At 52.9% G+C, this 19,693-nt stretch carries 19 protein-coding genes; all 19 read right to left on the reverse strand.

The features are described 5' to 3' along the window. Position 1 precedes the first annotated feature (1 nt). Entirely contained in the window at positions 2-1,039 is a 1,038-nt protein-coding gene (locus GX016_09505) for a rod shape-determining protein (GenBank protein ID HHT71782.1), read from the reverse strand. Positions 1,040-1,135: 96 nt separating this feature from the next. Beyond that, positions 1,136-1,384 (reverse strand): sporulation transcriptional regulator SpoIIID, encoded by a 249-nt coding sequence (gene spoIIID / locus GX016_09510; GenBank protein HHT71783.1) that lies wholly within the window; start codon positions 1,382-1,384, stop codon positions 1,136-1,138. Between the two features lie 229 nt (positions 1,385-1,613). Continuing rightward, entirely contained in the window at positions 1,614-4,499 is a 2,886-nt protein-coding gene (locus GX016_09515; protein ID HHT71784.1) for a hypothetical protein, read from the reverse strand. Positions 4,500-4,724: 225 nt separating this feature from the next. Continuing rightward, positions 4,725-5,003 (reverse strand): hypothetical protein, encoded by a 279-nt coding sequence (locus tag GX016_09520; protein ID HHT71785.1) that lies wholly within the window; start codon positions 5,001-5,003, stop codon positions 4,725-4,727. Between the two features lie 428 nt (positions 5,004-5,431). Continuing rightward, positions 5,432-6,262 carry a peptidoglycan DD-metalloendopeptidase family protein gene (locus GX016_09525; protein HHT71786.1) on the reverse strand — a complete coding sequence of 277 codons (831 nt, stop codon included), beginning with the start codon at positions 6,260-6,262 and terminating at the stop codon, positions 5,432-5,434. Between the two features lie 156 nt (positions 6,263-6,418). Beyond that, entirely contained in the window at positions 6,419-8,326 is a 1,908-nt protein-coding gene (locus GX016_09530) for a TRAP transporter permease (protein ID HHT71787.1), read from the reverse strand. A gap of 79 nt (positions 8,327-8,405) precedes the next feature. Beyond that, a complete protein-coding gene (locus GX016_09535; protein ID HHT71788.1) occupies positions 8,406-8,885 on the reverse strand; it encodes a DUF1850 domain-containing protein in 480 nt (159 codons plus the stop codon). 78 nt (positions 8,886-8,963) lie between these two features. After that, positions 8,964-9,956 (reverse strand): TAXI family TRAP transporter solute-binding subunit, encoded by a 993-nt coding sequence (locus GX016_09540; GenBank protein HHT71789.1) that lies wholly within the window; start codon positions 9,954-9,956, stop codon positions 8,964-8,966. Positions 9,957-10,086: 130 nt separating this feature from the next. Beyond that, positions 10,087-11,334, reverse strand: a complete 1,248-nt coding sequence (eam, locus tag GX016_09545) for a glutamate 2,3-aminomutase (protein HHT71790.1) — start codon at positions 11,332-11,334, stop codon at positions 10,087-10,089. A 239-nt stretch (positions 11,335-11,573) separates the two neighbouring features. Then, on the reverse strand, positions 11,574-12,467 hold the full coding sequence (locus GX016_09550; GenBank protein ID HHT71791.1) for a MurR/RpiR family transcriptional regulator: 894 nt from the start codon (positions 12,465-12,467) through the stop codon (positions 11,574-11,576). 181 nt (positions 12,468-12,648) lie between these two features. Then, a complete protein-coding gene (spoIID, locus tag GX016_09555; protein ID HHT71792.1) occupies positions 12,649-13,656 on the reverse strand; it encodes a stage II sporulation protein D in 1,008 nt (335 codons plus the stop codon). A 98-nt stretch (positions 13,657-13,754) separates the two neighbouring features. Further along, positions 13,755-13,961, reverse strand: coding sequence for an AtpZ/AtpI family protein (locus tag GX016_09560; GenBank protein HHT71793.1), 207 nt, complete (start codon positions 13,959-13,961; stop codon positions 13,755-13,757). Between the two features lie 22 nt (positions 13,962-13,983). Next, a complete protein-coding gene (gene wecB, locus GX016_09565; protein HHT71794.1) occupies positions 13,984-15,129 on the reverse strand; it encodes a UDP-N-acetylglucosamine 2-epimerase (non-hydrolyzing) in 1,146 nt (381 codons plus the stop codon). A 118-nt stretch (positions 15,130-15,247) separates the two neighbouring features. Next, entirely contained in the window at positions 15,248-16,330 is a 1,083-nt protein-coding gene (locus GX016_09570) for an undecaprenyl/decaprenyl-phosphate alpha-N-acetylglucosaminyl 1-phosphate transferase (protein ID HHT71795.1), read from the reverse strand. Between the two features lie 68 nt (positions 16,331-16,398). Then, positions 16,399-16,725 (reverse strand): nucleotide pyrophosphohydrolase, encoded by a 327-nt coding sequence (locus GX016_09575; protein ID HHT71796.1) that lies wholly within the window; start codon positions 16,723-16,725, stop codon positions 16,399-16,401. Then, positions 16,682-17,173, reverse strand: coding sequence for a cytidine deaminase (locus GX016_09580; GenBank protein HHT71797.1), 492 nt, complete (start codon positions 17,171-17,173; stop codon positions 16,682-16,684). Before GX016_09580 ends, GX016_09575 begins: the two co-directional genes overlap by 44 nt. A 7-nt stretch (positions 17,174-17,180) precedes the next feature. Further along, positions 17,181-17,810, reverse strand: coding sequence for a uracil phosphoribosyltransferase (upp, locus tag GX016_09585; protein HHT71798.1), 630 nt, complete (start codon positions 17,808-17,810; stop codon positions 17,181-17,183). A 58-nt stretch (positions 17,811-17,868) separates the two neighbouring features. Continuing rightward, positions 17,869-19,116, reverse strand: a complete 1,248-nt coding sequence (locus GX016_09590; GenBank protein HHT71799.1) for a serine hydroxymethyltransferase — start codon at positions 19,114-19,116, stop codon at positions 17,869-17,871. A 48-nt stretch (positions 19,117-19,164) separates the two neighbouring features. Then, positions 19,165-19,692, reverse strand: coding sequence for a TIGR01440 family protein (locus GX016_09595; GenBank protein ID HHT71800.1), 528 nt, complete (start codon positions 19,690-19,692; stop codon positions 19,165-19,167). Position 19,693 lies beyond the last annotated feature (1 nt).

Below are 19,693 nucleotides of genomic sequence, written 5' to 3' on the forward strand. Positions count from 1 at the left end.
ATCATCTCCTTTCGGTCTTCAAAATAGCATTGGATACTAACGAGGATTTCCCTTTTAGCTTGTCCAGGTATTCCAAGGCTTTACCGGTACCCAAAGCCACAGCCGTGATAGCCTGTTCGGACACGTACACCGGTATTCCGGTTTCATTACTGAGCAGCTTGTCCAACCCGTATACCAGCGCCCCTCCTCCGGTTAGCACCACTCCTTTATCAATAATGTCTGACGCCAGTTCCGGCGGTGTCCGTTCCAGCACTCCCTTGACACACTGTAAAATAGCTTGCACCGGTTCCGCCAAGGCCTCCAGCGTCTCTCCAGAGGTCAGGCGAATAGTCTTGGGCAGACCGGTTAGCATATCCCGGCCCCGGATATCCATCTCTTTGGTCTCTTCTACGGGAAACGCCGCACCGATAGATATTTTCAGTTCTTCGGCCGTGCGTTCTCCAATCAGTAGATTATAGTTGCGGCGCACATACCGAACAATAGCATCGTCGAACTTATCGCCGGCTATTCGTAGCGACTCACCTAGAACTATCCCGCCCAAGGACAACACCGCCACATCAGTAGTGCCGCCGCCTACATCCACTATCATGTTGCCACTGGGTTCGGCAATGTCCAGCCCAGCCCCCAGGGCCGCCGCCATGGGCTCCTCAATCAAATAGGTGTTTCTGGCGCCCGCTTGCACAGCTGCTTCCAATACGGCCCGTTTCTCTACTGTGGTTACCACGGCCGGAATGCAAACCATAATCCGGGGACGGAAGAACAGTCTTTGTCCGCAGACTTTGCCGATAAAGTATTTTAGCATCTTTTCGGTTATGTCGTAATTGGCTATGACCCCATCGCGTAAAGGGCGAATAGCCACAATATTGCCTGGAGTTCGGCCCAACATTCGCCAGGCTTCGGCTCCCACCGCTAGGAGTTTCCCACTGTCCCGTTCGATAGCTACCACTGCCGGCTCTTGCAAAACAATTCCTTTTCCCCGTACGTAGATAATCACTGTCGCTGTTCCCAAGTCGATACCAATGTCTCCCCCCAAAAACATCCAGGCTAGCCCCTTTCGCTGAGCGCTCCTTTCCTCGAGTTCAGTAATTCTACATCCTTCCACAAATATCCTCTTTAACCAAGTCTCTTTCTGAAGTTATATCCTCAAATATTTCCTCCGAGTGGCCGCCCCGCCGCGTAAATGACGTTCTGCTTTGTTTTGGTCCAAAATAGCCCGCACTTTCTGTGCTAACTGGGGGTTAATCCTAGGGAGCCGCTCGGCCATGTCCTTGTGTACAGTGCTCTTACTGATAGAAAACTCTTGTGCCGCCTGGCGGACGGTGGCTCCAGTCTCAGCAATGTAGTGGCTGATCTCGAGCACCCGTTCGTAAATGTGATCCCGCACGCCCGTCCCCCCTTTTCTAAGCTGAACTGCAATAAATGTATATGCCTGCCGGAACAAAAGATGCTCGCTGCCGGTCAAAAGTACTGGCTTGGTGACTGTGGATTCCGCACACAACAAAAAGGACGTATTTGCATACAGCAAAACACGTCCTTTTCAGTCATTGCAGTGATAGACCGATCAAGTCTCTATATTGGATCAAATGAGCCTTCCGGTAACCTGTCTTAGATACCTACTTTGCGAGGAAAGAGACAAACCGCATGAGTATGGCTGCAGATTGCGCTCTGGTAGCTTGGTCTTGCGGTGCCAAAGTCGTTTCGGTAACACCTGAAAGCAAACCGTGGCCCACTGCCCATGGCATCGCTATAGCAGCGTAATCACTGACTAAATTCTGATCGGTAAATATGCTCAAGGCTCCGTTATCGAAGCTAAGGTCACAGCCTTTATACTGCGCATAGCGGTATAGGAAGGCCGCCATTTGCTCCCGTGTTAGGATACCGTCAGGATCGAACTCCGTTGCGCTAACACCTAAAGCAATCTTGTTCTGATAAGCCCAGGCAATGGCATTTCTATACCAACCTTGTGTCAGATCGGTAAATCCGACCTCCCCCGCGGGGACTTTGTCATCGCTGCCGAATTCAAGCCTGCTTAGAATGGTTACGAACGTCCCTCGCGTAATAGGAATATCGGGACCGAATAGATCGGCGGAAATGCCTTTGAACAGCCCGTTCGTGGTAGCAAACTTGACGGCTCCATAATACCAGGCATTTTCAGGGACATCTTTGAATCCTGGATAGACAGATCCTACCGGAACCTCTTCTTCCGAAACGGTGATTTCCTCGTCACTAACGATGTCCCTGCCGCCACCGCCACTACCACCGCCGCTGGATTTTGTCCATTTGGCATAAACGGTAATGTTGGCCGTTACCGGGGTTGATGCTGTAAATGGGGTCTTAAAGGCTTGGTCAGTGAACCAGCCGCCAAATACGTATCCGTCTTTGGTCGGCGCTGTGGGTAAGGTTACTGTGGCATCTTTCTTGACGCCGGTAATTGGAGCTACTGCACAGCCACCATTGCTATTAAAAGTCACGGTGTAAGTTTCTTCAGGTTCCACTGCTTGTGCTACGATCACATTGACTGCAGCTGTCTGTTCGGCTGGGTTGACGATGCCCTCCACCAGGGTTAGGGTGCCTTTAAATACGTAGGTACCGGCGCTGTTGCCGTCATATTTCGGGGTACCGGTGTCCCACGTTACTGCGAGGTCTTGTGTGGACGAGTCATCTAAGGTCACTTGTACCGTGGTCGGTAGGCCCACTTCAGACAGCGCGGTGCCGAAGGGGACGTTAAGGTCGGCAATGGGATTCACTGCAGTGATGGTGTGTTCCACCGGGGTGCCCTGGATCAGCTTATAAAGTTTGATAATCGTGTTTGTTCCTTGGTACTTTGCCTGAAAATAACTTGGGCTGCCGCTTTTATACAATAGAACAAATTCCGATCCCGACCCCTGCCCGCTAGTGCTTACGGTATATAATTTGGTTTTATTATTTTCATACTGCCATTCCCCGTATCCTTCGCCCGGGACGTTCTCTGAAGCATTGAGTTTACCCTCAGAGCCCGACTCCCGTTGGAGATAGCCGCCGTTATTTTTTAAATACATATACTTAGGGGCGCTTTCCGCTGTCCACAGCATGGCATCCGTGACATCGCTTGCCACGACCGCATCGTTTTGCACTTTTACCGATGTGGCAGCTAGAAAGTTGCTGCTAGCGGTGGCATTGGTCAGCGCATAGTAATCACTGCCCGATTGGGCAACTATCACGTAGGTTTCTCCAGACTCAAGGCTACTCGTCAGCTGATAAGTCGTTCCCGAAGCAGCCGAGGTCTTGGGGAAAGTATAGCTCACGATGAGAGTGTCCTCGGTATCGAGCGTGACGTTCGTTGCGTCATTCCCATTTATCGTTGCTTCCGTAGACGCTGTAAAATTGTAACCGGATTTCGCTGTTAGCGTAACGCTGGCGGTATAGGCGGTGTCTGCGGCAAAGGGACTATCTGCAGGATCCCAAGAGACTGCACTGGCCGTATATTTGTTGGAGGAGGTGGTTGCAGTGGTATCGGGTGTCTCGCCTGTCTTCGGTACTCTGATTCCGGTCAGCGCTACGCTATCGATATTGCCGCTTGCTGCATCGCCCCCAATAATCACCGAGCCGCCGGAAACCGCCTCTCCGTCAAGATCTTTGAAACTAAAATCAATCTTAGTGTCGTCACCGTCTTCCGCCAAGGCGGCCAGGAGACCGTATGCACCATAATTGCCGTCCAAAATTGAACCGTGAGCCAAATAGGTAAAATTGATGGCTTGTTCCGCTCCGGATGAAGTTGTTTTGATCTTAAAGCCTTCTGTCATCACTTTGCCGTAGTAGGGGTCATTTACGGTATGGTTATGCCCCCAAAGGAAAATGACGTTCTCGTGCCGGTTAAGCACCGTTAGAAGGGCATCCGCATTACCGATTGTCCTACCAGAATAATAATGGATCGGAATGTGAGACGCCACGAACACCGGTTTAGAGGCGTCAATACGATCCAATTCAGCGGCCAACTCATCGATATCGGATTTAAAAAAAGACCAACTCGTAAAGGCAGAAGAATCCACATCCATGGCATAGACGGCGTAATCGTCGCCATTATAGACAAGTCCCTGAGCATAATTACCATCCTGCTTATCATGATTACCCCGCACCAACACACAGGGTGTGTTCGGGTCAAAGGCAGCCTGGACGATAGCGACGCACTGCTGAGCAATGGTCCAGGAAGTATTTTCTTTCATTCTGTCCGGATAATCACCGCCAAAGATCATTCGATCCAGCGTCGGTGCGCTGGGCTTTAAGTTGTCAATCCAAGTTCTCAATCTTTCGGTCTGGTCATGCACGTCCGATGTAAAGCCCAGATAAATCGGATCCGATCCGGCGGCAAAGGTGACGGTGGACAATGTTAGTAATAGAGCCAGCAGTAAACTAAATGCCACGGTTGACTTGATACCAAGCCGGCGTCTTACCGTAGCCTTCCCCGTATTGCCTTGCCCCGGAGAGGGAAAGCTTGGCCTCCTAAAGTATTGGTAGAGCACATAATTCCCTCCTCGTTCTTCCCATTCCATCCTAGTTGATAGTCTTTCTTAAGATTTTTGCATCCTGTAATTCTCTCTCCAATTGTCACATCCGCGGCGATACCTGCTGTCCGGTGTGATTCGATTTCCTTTGCCAAGGCCATGCTCTGCTGCCAGGTGCCTCAAACCGATGGTACTGCCATACCGACGGCAATTAAACCGCCTGTCTTCTTCCGTATTCCCTTCTCACCTCCATTCGGTCCGCAATCCTTTAGCATCTTGCCAGGTTCTCAGCTCCTCCGTGTCGTCTCTTGGTTGTAACGCCTCCTCCAGCAAATGAGTCAGTTCCATGAAGCTACGAAAAGTCAACGCTTTTTCTTGATCTACACATTGTATGATCCCTTGGGCACTCTTATGTTGAGTATAAGGGATCTTAACCGGTGCTGGTCCTGTTAGACCCGGCGGGATACAGCCAGGTGCATCGGCACCGTCCATAGGTGCCCCCAACTGTGGTTTCGATTGCATTCCAGTCGCTTTCGCCTTTGATTACAGAAACTTCACCCCTTACTATTGCTATCTGGATTCAGCATATCAGATGGTAATTATATCCACCGCACAAAGGAGTGACGCCCAGCGCACAACCACGTTACATTTTTGTACATGGGAGTTACAACTGCGTGACAAGAAGCAAAGTCCCCAGGTGCATACCTGGGAACAAGTTCGGGATAATGTGCCAGTCCAACAACGAATCTCTTGGGCTAGCGGCTGGAACCTCGCTCAGCATGACAATCGTTGCCGGTACAACACGCTCGAAAGGAGTAATAATGACAAAAAGCCCCTACCCGAAAAAGGTAGGGACCACAGTACCATGTCTTGGCAGTATTCAGTTTGTTGCCAATCCCGTTTTATACCATCTTGGCATTAGGCTGCCTGCGAAGAGTTCGGCTTCGTCGCTACTCGTTCATTGGTACCGGTGCCGTTTCTTCAAGCACCGGTAAATATAACGCCGGATCCAATGCCGTGCCCTCTAATCTGAGCTCCAAATGCAGGTGGGGTTCATGGGCAATACCGGTTTGTCCCACTGTACCGATCACTTCGCCTTTTTCCACTGCCTGGCCCACTTCTACTTTCATCTCGTCTAGATGACTATAGGTACTGCTTCGTTGTACTCCATGATCGATAACCACCATTTTCCCAAAAATATCGTCCTCTTTCACTTCGGCCACCATTCCAGACAGAACTGCTTTTACTTCCGTCCCTGGAGCAACTTTCAAATCCACCCCAGGATGATAGCGCCAATCGGCAAACACAGGATGCTTACGCCAACCAAACGCTGACGTAACCTGAGCTTGCACTGGATAGGCTAAATCGCTGAATGCTTGCCCCGCCGCCAGCACCGGTGCCAACGGTTCCTCCGGTGCCGGGCCCGGATCGGCGTCAGTAGCTTGCGGTTGAACCTCGGCTTGAACCGGTATCGTCGCTGGCGGCTGCGGCCCAGGTTCTGGTGTGGCCTTGTTTACCGGGCTCGGCTCTGCGGCCGGCATCTCCGCCGGCTCGGCCGGAACTAACGGTTCGGACCAGTAGAAATCTTCGCTGCTGTCCCAGCGGGCGCGATTCCAATCGCCGGCCAGATAAAAGAGCCCGCCAACGGTAACAATCACCATAAGTCCTAAAGAAACCCACGCCAGCCAGCGGCCCTCTACCAGTAGCTCAAGCGAGCGCAGCCACTGCCGGACGCGTTCCTTCAGCATCTGAACCGGCTTGGCCGATCCTTTCTTTTCCATGTTTTCACCCCCACTCTATTCTCTCCCGAGCAGGGGTAACGTATACAGGGTCAGGTGTAAACCTGCCTACTAACTTGGTCACCCCCAAGCGTTACTGCTAACCAGATGCAAGTTAGTATTATCAGTTTACACCTGACCCCTAGTTGTCCCAGTTGTCTATTTGGGTTCGGCAATCATTCCTTCTTGGCTGCGCGTTCTTCTGACCACTGTCATCTGCTGCAACATGACAATGGCCAGCCCGATCGCCCCGGCGATGTCAGTGGTCACGCCGGGCTTGATCAACAGCAGGGCACAGGCAAAACAGATTGCTCGAGACCAAATAGGCAAAGCGCTCCAAATCCAACCCTGCATGGCAGCTGCGAGAGTAACAACACCGATAGAAGCGGTGATAAACGCCAGGAGAATCTCACCTCCAGTGCCGATAAGCACTAAAGAAGGACTATAGGCAAACATGAACGGAACAATAAAAGCCGCCAGTCCAACTTGACAGGCCGTCCAACCTGTTTTCATGGCATTGGCCTTAGCTAATCCAGCACCGGCATAAGCAGCCAGTGCTACCGGCGGAGTAATGTCGGCTACAACACCGAAGTAAAGGATGAACATGTGAGCGGCCATGGCCGGTATCCCCAGCCGCACCAGTGCCGGAGCCGCCAAAGTGGATAGCACCACATATTTGGCCGTGGTAGGTAAGGCCATGCCCAGCAGGATCGACGCCAGCATCGTAAGGGGCAGAGCCAAGAATAGCTGTCCTCGAGACCAGGTGACGATCAGTCCGGCAATCTTGAGCCCCAACCCGGTCATGGTAACCACACCGACTACGATACCGGCACACGCACAGGCTGCCGCCACCTCTACTGCCGATCGAGCCCCTTCCTCCAGGGCTTCCAGCAGCTTCGGTCCGGTAATCCTGGTTTCGGGCTTAATGAAACTCAACCCCCCAGTGAGAATAATAGTCCAGAATACCGCTTTCATGGGTGAGTAGCCCCAGACCAAAATTACTATCAATACTATCAGCGGTATCAGTAGGTGCCAACCCTGAGCCAAAGTCTGTTTTAGGTCCGGCAATTCACTCCGAGGAATTCCCTTCAGCCCTAGGCGCCCGGCGCGGAAATGCACCTGGGCGAACAGTGAGATATAATACAGCACCGCTGGGATAGCAGCTGCTGCCGCTACACTGATATAGGGTACCCCTAGCACCTCAGCCATAATAAAGGCTGCTGCTCCCATCACCGGCGGCATAATTTGGCCTCCGGTGGACGAAGCCGCTTCCACGGCGCCGGCAAAGTGCGGTTCGTAGCCCACCCGCTTCATGAGCGGAATGGTGAAGGTGCCGGTGGTAACCACGTTAGCTACCGAGCTGCCCGAAACTGTACCCAGTAAACCGCTGGAAACGATAGCGGATTTGGCCGGGCCCCCTTGGGATGAACCGGTCAGGGCAAACGCCAGGTCAATAAAAAACTTCCCCGCCCCGGTTTTGTTGAGGAAAGCCCCGAACAAAATGAACAAGTAGACAAACGTAGAGGAAACTCCCAGCGGCACACCGTAAATGCCTTCTGTAGTTAAGAATTGATATGGAAAAATCCGCCGAAAGCTGTAGCCCTTATGGCCCAGCAAACCCGGCATATAGGGGCCGAAATAAGCATACAGGAGAGCAGCTATGGCCACTATCGGCAGAGCCATTCCGATGGTACGGCGAGCAGCCTCCAGTACTAACAGCACCGTGATAATACCTAAGACAATGTCGGTTAGAGTTGGATCTCCGGCTCGGGTAACAATATTGTGCATATCGATCAGGATATACAACCCGGCGTATAAAGTCGCCGCAATACAAACAAGATCATACCAAGGCAGCCGATTCCGCGGGGACTTTGGACCGGCTGGATACAAGAGAAAGATCAGCACCGCCATAAATAACCAGTGAATATCTCGTTGAATGAGCGCAAAAAAAGCACCGAACTGGGCTGTATACAAATGAAACAGCGAAGCGGCAATGGCAATAAGGCTGACTATAACAGCCAGGAACCCTTTAAACTCACGCGTTTTTGGTCCAAAATCTAGGTCCAAATCGGGGGTTGTCTGCTTGATTGTTGGAGTAACGGCACCGTTCCCCTGCTTGTTCTTAGACACAACACCACTTCCTTGCTCACGGAATTAATCCAGATAGGACAGCCAAGACACTAGCCTTCTTCAGTTGTAGGGTAAGCTTTGTTCCGGGTTGAGCCAGGCTGGTAAGGGGTACTTCTTCCCGGCCAAAGACCAGGCGTTGGTTAGCCACTGTAGCAACGGCCAGGTGAAGTATTCCTAGACGTCTGGGCGCAAGCACCCGTACCATATCACCGCTGAAGTCAAGTTGCGCTGACGGATGAAAGTCTAAGCCTGCACCCATCCATAGGTACCGTTCTTCAACCAGCATAAGACTTCCGTCTTCATCGCTGGCAAACACTTCCTGCACCGGGGTTTTATCCCAAGAGTGCGTGTAGTGCAGTTCGAACTGACCATTAGGCGGCAAGGGTCGTTGCAGCACTACATCACCGGCCGGGGAGCATACCTTTAGCACTGTCAGCGGACAAAGCAGCACCGTTCCCAGCAGTAAGGCGCACAGCACAACAACCCTTGACCGCACCTTTATCCCTCGCTTTTTACTCGGTTTCACCTTCGATCATAACTGTCCCATCTAATGCATCTTTGTTTTAAGGCATCTTTATTTCAACGTGCCCACTTCTTTGAAGTATCTCGCGGCGCCAGGGTGAATCTCAATGGGAGTCTTCCAGGCTGTCTCCGGATCCATCTGCAAAGCGGCCGGGTGTACCTCCCCCATGGACTTCACGTTGTCAAACAATGTCTTGGTAATAGTATAGGCCAGTTCTTCATCCATGTCCTCATGTGCTACAATAACATTCCCTACTTCCAGCGCTGGCGTATCTTCGTCTACCCCTTTATAGGTTCCCCCCGGGATCTTGCCTTTACGATAGTACGGGAATTTGGCTGCTAGTTCGTCCATAACCTCTTCCGGCAGCGGAATCAGTTCAATGTCACGAACCGAGGCCACATCCAGCACCACTGCTCCCGGATAGGCAAAGTTCCAGAACAATGCATCGATGTTACCGTCTTTGATGGCGGTAGCCGCTTCCGGCTGCGACAAAAAAGCAACTTTAATGTCATCATAACTCATGCCCATGGCCTTTAAGATCTCTTTCGACATGGCTTCGCAGCCGCTGCCGGCAGCATCCACTGACACTCTTTTGCCTTTCATATCCTCCACGCTCTTGATTCCTGAGCCCTTCAGGGTAAGAACATGCTGTGGTGCTGGATACACAACAAACAGCGCCTTCAGAGGAAGTTTCTCATCAAAGGGATCGATGCCTTCGACCGCCTTGTAGGCAGCGTCATTCATCGCAAAGCCGAACTCTGACTCCCCCAGACCCACTAGACGGCAGTTTTCAATGGAGGCAGCAGTAGATTCGGACACACATTGGAATCCAGGCACTCTGCTCATGGTGTCAGCAATGGCCCCGCCGAGAGAATAGTACACTCCCCCTACACTGCCGGAGGAAAAGGTTAGGTATACAGTTTCTGCCGGTTTTTCCTCTTCCGCTTCTTTTTCGGCCGGTTTTGGAGCACACCCAGCCAGCACAACTAACAAAACCAACATCACAATACCGATGAGTTGCCAGCGATAACCTTTTCTCATCATTCTGCACCCCCTGTTTATTCTGAAAACTCTGTTTATGATCCAGGTGCTGCCACCGCAGCACCGGGTTCACCGCAGTCCCTCCTGCCAAACAATCTTTAGTCTCAAGCCCCGATCCGGATACCCGCAGCCCTTACGGCTGCTGAAACCCGTTCGGGTACTTAAATACCTTCCCTTCCCAGTTCCGGATCAGCACGTGGTCCTTACCCATGGAAACCAGATACTGAGGAACAATCGGAGTCTTCCCGTGGCCTTCAGGGGCGTTGATGATGTACCATGGTATTGCCAGGCCTGAAGTGTAGCCGCGCAGGTTTTCCATAATCTCCAAGCCGTCTTGCACGGTGGTGACAAAGTGAGTGGTGCCTTGAACGATCTTGGCATGGAAAATGTAGTACGGCCGTACCATGATCCGCAGCAAGTCCTGGCAGAGCTTCTTCATAATATAGGGATCGTTGTTAATGCCCTTTAGAAGCACGGTTTGGTTGCCCAGCCCCACCCCGGCTCGTGCCAGCCGGAAGCAGGCTTCTTGGGCCGCAGGGGTAACTTCCTTCGGATGGTTAAAATGGCTGTTAATGTAGAACGGCAGGTGCTTAGCAAATATGTCGCATAGCTGCTGCGTAATTCGCTGCGGCATGGTTACCGGAGTAGCGCTGCCGATACGTTTTACTTCCACATGGGGAATGCTGCCCAGCTCACCCAAGATCCAATCTATTTTATCGTCTTCCATCGTGAGCGGATCCCCGCCGGTAATCAACACGTCTCGAATTTCAGGGTTAGCCCGGATGTAATCAAGGGCGGCCTGGATATCTTCATCGCTAGCCGGGTGATCCACTTCGCCGATGTTGCGGCGCCGCTGGCAGTGGCGACAAAACATGCCGCACTGATTGGTAACGTTAATGATCAGCCGGTCCGGATAGCGCCTGGTAATCCGCGGTGCCGGTGACGTAAACTCTTCCGCCATGGGGTCGGCCAGGCCTTCCACATCCAATAGTTCTTGGATGCTGGGCACCGCCCGCATACGTATCGGGCAGGCGGGATCATCCTGGGACATGAGCGAAGCATAGTACGGCGAAATGGCCCAGCGGTATTGGCTGCCCACTTCTTGAATCTGCTGCTTCTCTTCCGGAGTTAAATTGATCACCTGTTCTAATACTTCCACGTCGGAAATTCGATTCGCTATCTGCCAATGCCAAGCGTTCCATTCTTCGTCAGTGGCACCAAAAAACCTCTTTAGCTCTTGCTGGCGTTGCTCAAACTGGGCGCTGAGTTCTAAACCGCTTTCCACCTTTTCTCTGGCTGTGAGATAGGGGGCAATGCGCCCTTTAAGTTCTTCCGCCCGCTTCAGAGCAATGGCCCGTTTGTCCACTTCCGTTATAGTCATTACAGCTGCACCTCCAGCAAACTTACCTTTGACAGGAGGGCATACCTATGCTAAACTTGGTTTGGTATGCGGTCCTGTAAAGGGTAATAAGAAGCCCTGGCCTCAGCTTGCGCCTACAAGCCGGGGCCGGATCGTGACCGGACGCAGAGACCACAGCTCATGTGGTCTCTATTTCTTTATTGAATGGAGCCGTGTGAGCAAGTCTGAAACAACCACCTCCCAAAGAATTTCCGTATCGCTCAGATAATGTTGTTAACACCACCTCCCGGCAGGTAAAAAATTCTGTGCTCCTGAGCCAGTTCTTCCAGCTCATCCAGACATGCCAAGGTCTTGTCCTTATCTCTGCGGCCCACAGCCGTAAGGAGAGCGTTGATAACTGACAGCGGAGCCACGAAAGATTCGATGAATGAGCCCAGACTACTCCTGGCGGTTAGGGTAATGTCCGCCATCTGTCCCAGCGGCGAGATAACATTGTCGGTCAGGGCCAGGGTTTTGGCGCCTTTGGCCCGGGCATAAGCGAAGCCCTCAACTATTTTGCGGGTATAGCGGGGGAAGCTGATACCAATTATCAGATCCTCCGGCTTTACCGGGGCCAGTTCTTCAAAGATGCTACCTAAGCCCTGGGGGTTTACATGCACGCATTTCCCGATCATTTGCAGGTAGAAAGCCAGAAAATGAGCCAACGAACGTGCGCTGCGGCCGCCCAGAACATAAATGCTTTCAGCCTCGATGACCGCTTCCACGGCAGCGTTGAAAGTATCCTCTTTAAGGTCCTGCAAGGTACGACGCAGGTTCTCCAGATCTGTCTCGATAACCTCACGGGCCACCGATTTTTCCCCAGTAACATCTGATGCCGTGGACATTCTTAGTCGGGTAGCCGTACTCAGCCGGTCTTTTACCATTTCCTGTAATTCAGCCTGCAATTGGGGCCAACCTTGATACCCCACGGCGTAGGCAAAACGCACCACGGTGGACTCGCTTACGCCCACCAAGGCTCCGACCCGACCGGCAGTTAAGAAAGCCGCCTGTTCAAAGTTGGAAAGAAGAAACTCAGCTAAGGCTCGTTGCGCCTCGGACAATTCGGTAATGTTCTTCTTGAGTCGTGTCTCCAAGCTTGTGTTCTCGCTGCCCATAGCAGCACCCTTTCTGCATCAATAATTGCTTCCTATGCTGGTTACGTGTGCAGTATATCCTGCACTATCCCCTATGTTCTACGTTAATACCAAAATTCCTTCTTTTTAGATCCAAAAATCAGCAAATATTTCCTCTCAGGTACTGGAACAGAAAAGCTCAAGATTGAGCAACATAGTCCGCTCAGTTAATGCCCGGGGGAGGTTCCACCTCTACTCCGTTGTAATAATGCTTGAGTATGGCCCGAAAATCATAGTCACGCTTAGCCAGTCCGTTGGCTCCATACTGACACATACCGACTCCGTGACCTTTGCCGTAAGTGGTAAACACCACCTTTCCAGCCTCAGCCAGCCGCCAGGTGAAACCGGTGGAGTTTAGCCCCAACCGCTGCCGGACCTCCGGGCCCGCCAAGGTTACATCACCGGCCTGTAGTTTTTGCACCCGTCCACTAGCTGTGCGCTCCAGCACCTCGAGATTCACCCCGCCGCTTACCGGTATGGCCACCTTCCCGCCTAGCTGCTGTTCCAGCTCGGACAGACTAAAGGATACTTCCACGGCCACATGAGGGCTGTCAGCCTCATGTGGGCACTTAACCGGTACCAGATAGGCCACCGCGTTCCCCCATACCGCTTCGGCGTCCTCGGTACCCAAGCCGCCACAGCTGGCATGATATAGCGGGTCGATTAGCTCATGATCATACGTAATTACCAAACCCTGGGTAGCTGCCACTGCCTCGGCAATTTTGAGGCGATACCCGGGATAAGAAAAAATTCCCCACTGCCGTCTGAGCTCGTTCTCCCCTAGATAAGCTTGGCAACAACTGGCATCAGTACAAATATCGGCCTCAGGGTGCTTGGGGCAGCCGCTGCCGCCGTAAGCCTTAAGGCGCCGCAGGGCATAAGTTCGGGCTGCTACTGCTTGCGCTTTAAGCGCTTCTTCTTCAAACAGGGCTGGCATTTCACCGGCAACCACGCCTACCAAATAGTCCTCCAGTGGCATTTCCTTGATTTGATTACTATCAGCCTGGAACACTTTGAGCACCGGTCCCATCTCCACTACCTCTGCTCTTCCTGGGGATTCTGGATCCTGAGGAAGCAACTTTGGGCTGGGATAAAAGCTTACCACGGCGGTGGGTACTAGCAAGACAGCGATAAATACCAACAATACCGTGGCTGTCAACAAGCTCCTCAAGGGCGCTTCCCCCTCCGCATTGCAGCCGATCCTACTGCCTAAGGCACGGCTGTTCTCTCACATCTATATGAGACAACCGGAGGGGGTATGCGTTACTTTCAATTTCTATACTGACGGGAAACGTAGCGATACAAGTTATAAAACCCGCCTATAATCGCAATCAAAACTAACAGGCTGGAAAAAATGCTGTCGGTTCCATAGCGAGTGTCAATCCAATTGCCCAGGTAGTAGCTGGCCACAATACCCACTGCAATACCCAAGGTGAATTTGCTCGCGGTTACGATCCAACTGATCCGGCTGCGCATAAGGAGGCCCCCTTTCAGTAGCTCACCACTCTGATGGTTGCTCGTGGGCAAAGCCAAAATAGCGCTGAAGGCCACTTAAAATACGGCTGGCCGCTCGGCCGTCTCCGTAGGGGTTGGCCGCTTGGGCCATACGACCGTAGGCCTTCTCATCGGTTAACAGCTCCTCGGTGGCCGCCACCACTTTCTCCTTGTCGGTCCCCACCACTTTCACCGTTCCCGCTGCCACTGCTTCCGGTCGTTCAGTAACACTGCGCAGTACCAACACCGGCCGGCCCAAAGACGGAGCTTCCTCTTGAATCCCCCCGGAATCACTTAATATTATATGCGAGTGAGCCATCAAGTTGGCAAAATCAGCATACTCTAACGGCTCCAGTAAATGTATACGCGGACGGTTTCCTAAAATACGCCGGACCGGTTCTTGTACTTTGGGGTTTAGGTGGACGGGAAAAATAACAGCTACATCAGGATACAGCTCTGTTATCTCTGCCACGGCCCAGCAGATATCCTCCAGCGGCCGCCCCCAATTCTCTCGCCGGTGTGCTTCCACCACCAGTATCCGGTACCGGTCCCAATCCCAGGCCTTTAAAGCCGGGTGGCGGAATTTATAATCTGCGGCCACCGTTAGAAACAGGGCGTCGATGGCCGTATTCCCGGTAACCAGTATGCGGTCCGGAGGTACGCCCTCTTGTAGTAGATTCCCGCGGGCAACTGTCGTCGGCGCAAAATGCACGTCGGCCAGAACACCGGTTAAACAGCGATTAATTTCTTCCGGATAAGGAAAATACTTAGCCCCGGTTCTAAGCCCGGCTTCCACATGCCCCACTGGAATCTGTCGGTAAAACGCCGCCAGAGCAGCAGCAAAAGTGGTGGTGGTATCACCGTGAACCAATACCATCTGAGGGCGTTCCGTGGCCAATACCTCATCCAGTCTGGTTAGAATCCGAGCAGTAATCTGAGTTAGGCTTTGAGCCGCCGCCATGATGTCCAGATCATAGTCCGGCCGGATGGAAAACAGATCCAACACCTGATCTAGCATCTCCCGGTGCTGAGCCGTTACCACCACCTTAGAGTCAAATTCCGACACCGCCGCCAGCGCCTTTACCACCGGCGCCATTTTAATGGCTTCCGGGCGCGTACCGAATATGGACATAATCTTAACCTTAGTCATTACCATAGCTCCTTTGTCATCACACAACCTAGGCAGAGGGCCGCTCTTCGTCCACACTACAGCAAAAAACGGAGGTCCTCCCGGGGCCTCCGTATTCACTAGCGCCGACTCTGTTCGCCTAGCCCTGTATGTCCCGACTGTTATGCCTAGTAATCAAAGACTCCCCGCTGGAGCGCCCAATAGCCAACGTCAACCCCAAGCCCACCAGCAGCAGCGTGATGGCCACCAGTCTTGAACTCACATCAGCTAGGGCCACACCGCTCAACCCAAAACAACCGCTGACAAAATACAAAATGATCACCGCTTGCCGCTGGCTCAATCCCAGCGCCAACAGCCGGTGGTGCAGATGCCCTTTGTCGGCCTGAAAAATCGACTGTCCGTGCACAAAGCGGCGGATGATGGCCAGGCTGGTGTCCAAGATCGGCAGCCCTAAAGCTAACAAAGGCACGGCTAGGGCAATGGTGGTGGCACTCTTTAACGTGCCTTGAATTGCCACCGCTCCCAGGACAAAGCCCAGCAGCATGGAGCCTGTGTCCCCCATGAAAATATGGGCTGGATAAAAATTATAGGGTAAAAATCCCAAGGCGGCCCCGGCAATAGCAGCGGTAATAATGGTAACGTAGTACTGCCCTTCTTGCCAAGCCACCAGCATCAGCGTCACCGACGCTATTCCCCCGACGCCGGCAGCCAAGCCATCCAGACCATCAATTAGATTCATGGTGTTAGTAATGCCTACCAGCCAAAAAATAGTCAGGGGTACTCCCCAATAACCAATGTAGCTCATGCCGGGAAAAGGACCGTGAGCCCAGGGATTAGAAATCCAATCCACCACATTGCCCATGGCTACAAACACCGTCGCAGCCAAAATCTGTCCGGCCAGCTTCAACTTGGCCGGGAGCTCAAAGTAGTCGTCGGCTACGCCGACGATAACAATAATCAGCGCCCCACACCAGAGCTCCAGTAAGTGCTCCCAGTCCGGGGTATGTGATACGAACGCCGCCACGGCTATCGCCACCGTAAACCCGGCAAAAATAGCCAGCCCGCCCAACCTTGGCGTCGGCGTATCGTGGATATGCCTGCTGCCCGGTTTAGCATCCGGCCGATCAATGGCACCGGTCCGCACGGCTAAACGCCACACGGCCGGAGTCAGCAAATATGCAATTACGGCTGCCAAGGCAAAACTTATCCCTGCTGCCAGCATAAAAACACCTCTATCTATTGTACCAGCTTCTCTTAATTCTACCTGTCCGGTCTCTGGCTTGTCAATTATTAACTTGGCAGCTGTCGCGGTGAAAGGTAGCCTTTGGCCTCCAATTTAGCTACATGATCGCGCAAGGCCTCATCTAGATCAACTCCGTGCTGTTCTTCCAACACAAACATCATCGACACTGTGGTTTGGGCTACATCCAACAGCTCTCGCGCTATCACTTGCATCGCCTGCTCTTCCGACAAGGTTATCCGCTCTCCATTGAGGCCGCGGAACTTACCCACTGCCTGGGCCAGTTCTCCGGCTTCTTCCAGCAGCTTAACCAGTGTCGACTCTAATGTAGGGTTAAGTCGATCCAGTTTCGGCAGCAGGATCCCTTTTTCCTGCACCGGTATCTCCTCCCAATCGAACAACTTTTACGCCGGCCTCAGCCAAAATGGCTTTGGCCAACTTATCCGGGTAACTCCCCAGGTAAACCACCCGCCTGATCCCGGCATTGACTATCATCTTGGCACAAACAGAACACGGGTAGTCGGTGGAATACAAGGTCCCATCCCGGATACTCACTCCATGTACCGCCGCTTGAATAATGGCATTTTGCTCGGCATGAAGCCCGCGACACAGTTCATGGCGCTCACCGGCCGGAATTCCCAGCCGCTCCCGCTCACAACCCACATCCTTACAGTGAGCTGTTCCCGCCGGCGCTCCGTTGTACCCGGTGGTTAGAACCCGCCGCTCCTTAACCACTATGGCTCCTACTCGCCGCCGCAGGCATGTTGATCTACCGGCCACCACCACCGCGATCTGCATGAAATAAGTATCCCAATCAGGTCGCATATCATCTCTAACGGGTTCCATACAAGCGATCCCCTGCGTCCCCTAAGCCGGGAACAATATATGCATGCTCATTGAGACACTTGTCCACTGCGGCCACAAAAACGTCAATGTCCGGATGAGCCGCGCAAAAAGCTCTAACACCCTCTGGAGCGGCGATTAGGCACATGAGCCTGATGTTTTGGGCTCCCCGCTGTTTTAAAAAACTGACTCCGGCCACAGCGGAACCGCCGGTGGCCAGCATGGGATCCACCAGGATTACTTCTCGTTCACCGATGTCCGACGGCAGCTTACAAAAATACTCCACCGGGTCCAAGGTTTCCGGATCCCGGTACAAGCCGATGTGCCCCACTTTAGCAGCCGGAATCAGCCGTAGAATTCCTTCCACCATGCCCAGTCCAGCACGCAAAATCGGCACCACCGCCAGCTTTTTCCCGGCCAGTACCTGCGCCTTGGCCGGGCCTATTGGGGTCTCCACTTGCACCTCTTTAAGCGGCAGATCCCGGGTCACTTCATAGGCCATAAACATCGCCACTTCTTCCATCAACTCACGAAATTCCTTCGGGCCGGTGTTCTTGTCACGGATTAGAGTCAGTTTGTGCTGAATCATCGGGTGATTTAATACGTGAACGGTAGCCATGGTCCTCTTCCTTTCCTAGCTGAAGATGCATCGTAGGTCTTGTTATTCAGTATAAAGCTTAAATCTGTTTTCCCGAATACAGTGGATAAAGCGCACATAGATCCCGTACCCGCGCCTTGAGCTTTCCTTTTACCCCGGGTTCTTCAAACCGGGTCAGGGCCTGAGCAATTATGTCGGCGATTTCGTCCATGTCAGCGGTGGTGAGTCCCCGGGTAGTCATGGCCGGAGTACCGAGCCTAAGCCCGCTGGTCACAAAGGGACTCTCCGGATCGTAAGGAATAGTATTCTTGTTAACCGTGATATTGATCTCATCCAGCATGGCCTCGGCATCTTTCCCAGTTAGCTTCTGCGGCCTGAGATCCAGCAGCAGCAGGTGATTGTCCGTACCGCCGGACACCAACACAAAACCGCGGTTCATCAGTCCTTGGGCCAGGGCTTTGGCGTTAGCCACCACTTGCTTTTGGTAGTCCTTAAACCCGGGTGCCAGCGCCTCTTTGAAAGCCACTGCCTTCGCGGCAATGACATGCATAAGCGGCCCGCCCTGGATCCCGGGAAAAACAGCCTTGTCTATACTTTGAGCCTGGTCCTGGGGACACAGAATCAATCCGCCCCGGGGTCCGCGCAGAGTTTTATGGGTGGTGCTGGTGACAAAGTCGGCCACCGGCACTGGATTCGGATGCAGTCCGGCTGCCACCAGCCCAGCTATATGAGCCATATCAACCATCAAATAGGCGCCTACCTCCCGGGCAATGGAAGCAAAAACTTCAAAATCGATGATGCGCGGATAGGCACTGGCACCGGCCACAATTAGGCGCGGGCGCTCACGCCTGGCAATGGATCGGACCTGATCATAGTCGATACGGCCTGTGTGCTCGTTCACTCCGTAGTCTACAATTTGGAACCATTTACCGGACATGTTAATAGGGTGCCCATGGGTGAGATGTCCGCCATGGGTAAGACGCATACCTAAAATAGTGTCCCCGGGCTTCAAAACCGCAAAATAAATAGCTGTGTTGGCCTGAGCCCCGGAATGAGGCTGGACGTTGGCGTGCTCGGCATTAAAGAGCTCGCAGGCTCGCTGCCTAGCCAACTCCTCAGCAATATCCACAAACTCGCAGCCCCCGTAGTACCGCCGTCCAGGATAGCCTTCCGCATACTTATTGGTTAAAACCGACCCCTGAGCTTCCAGCACTGCTTCACTGACAAAGTTTTCGGAGGCAATGAGTTCCAAATGACTTTGCTGCCGCAACAGTTCCTGCTCAATGCTCCCAGCAATCTTAGGATCGACCACCCGCAAAGACCCCACCTGGCATTTCCCCTTTCATAGCTCTTTGTGATTTAGCCCTCCGGTTTATCACTTTTTGTCTGGGGGCAGCTCGGTCCCAGGCTTTGCATAGACAGCTCGCATACCCCCGATCAGTCGCGGCCGTGTTCGCGCCGCCACCAAACAAGCCTTCCCCACCCGGTTCACCGCCAAGCGGGTAGGAATGGCCACCGGCTTCATATGCATGCCGATCAACGTGTGCCCGATATCCAGGCCGGCATGGGCTCGCACTTCTTCTACCAGTACCGGATCCGTAAATAAATCCATGGCCAAAGCAGCCAACGAGCCGCCGGCATGAGCTACAGGGTACACCGATACCTGCTCTAGCTGATACTGTTTCAGTGCTTCCCGCTCTACCACCAAAGCCCGATTAAGATGTTCGCAGCACTGAATGGCCAACAAGATGCGATTCTCGCCGGCAATCTCAAGCAGTGGTTGTAAGATAGCTGCAGCTACTTCCCGGTTACCGGCGCTGCCAATGTGTTGACCCTGCACTTCGCTGGTACTGCACCCTACCACTAAAATACTGCCCGGTTCCAGCTGGGCCCGTTCTAACAAT

The sequence above is a fragment of the Bacillota bacterium genome (assembly GCA_012837285.1).
In the GTDB taxonomy this organism is placed as follows: domain Bacteria; phylum Bacillota; class DTU030; order DUMP01; family DUMP01; genus DUNI01.

Excerpts from the sequence above, each read along its gene's own strand:
- GX016_09570 (HHT71795.1), bottom strand. The coding sequence starts at position 16,330 with ATGCTGGCAGCAGGGATAAGTTTTGCCTTGGCAGCCGTAATTGCATAT.
- wecB (HHT71794.1), bottom strand. The coding sequence starts at position 15,129 with ATGACTAAGGTTAAGATTATGTCCATATTCGGTACGCGCCCGGAAGCC.
- upp (HHT71798.1), bottom strand. The coding sequence starts at position 17,810 with ATGGCTACCGTTCACGTATTAAATCACCCGATGATTCAGCACAAACTG.
- GX016_09525 (HHT71786.1), bottom strand. The coding sequence starts at position 6,262 with ATGGAAAAGAAAGGATCGGCCAAGCCGGTTCAGATGCTGAAGGAACGC.
- GX016_09540 (HHT71789.1), bottom strand. The coding sequence starts at position 9,956 with ATGATGAGAAAAGGTTATCGCTGGCAACTCATCGGTATTGTGATGTTG.
- GX016_09580 (HHT71797.1), bottom strand. The coding sequence starts at position 17,173 with ATGCGACCTGATTGGGATACTTATTTCATGCAGATCGCGGTGGTGGTG.
- eam (HHT71790.1), bottom strand. The coding sequence starts at position 11,334 with ATGACTATAACGGAAGTGGACAAACGGGCCATTGCTCTGAAGCGGGCG.
- GX016_09505 (HHT71782.1), bottom strand. The coding sequence starts at position 1,039 with ATGTTTTTGGGGGGAGACATTGGTATCGACTTGGGAACAGCGACAGTG.
- GX016_09560 (HHT71793.1), bottom strand. The coding sequence starts at position 13,961 with ATGCGCAGCCGGATCAGTTGGATCGTAACCGCGAGCAAATTCACCTTG.
- GX016_09550 (HHT71791.1), bottom strand. The coding sequence starts at position 12,467 with ATGGGCAGCGAGAACACAAGCTTGGAGACACGACTCAAGAAGAACATT.
- GX016_09520 (HHT71785.1), bottom strand. The coding sequence starts at position 5,003 with ATGCAATCGAAACCACAGTTGGGGGCACCTATGGACGGTGCCGATGCA.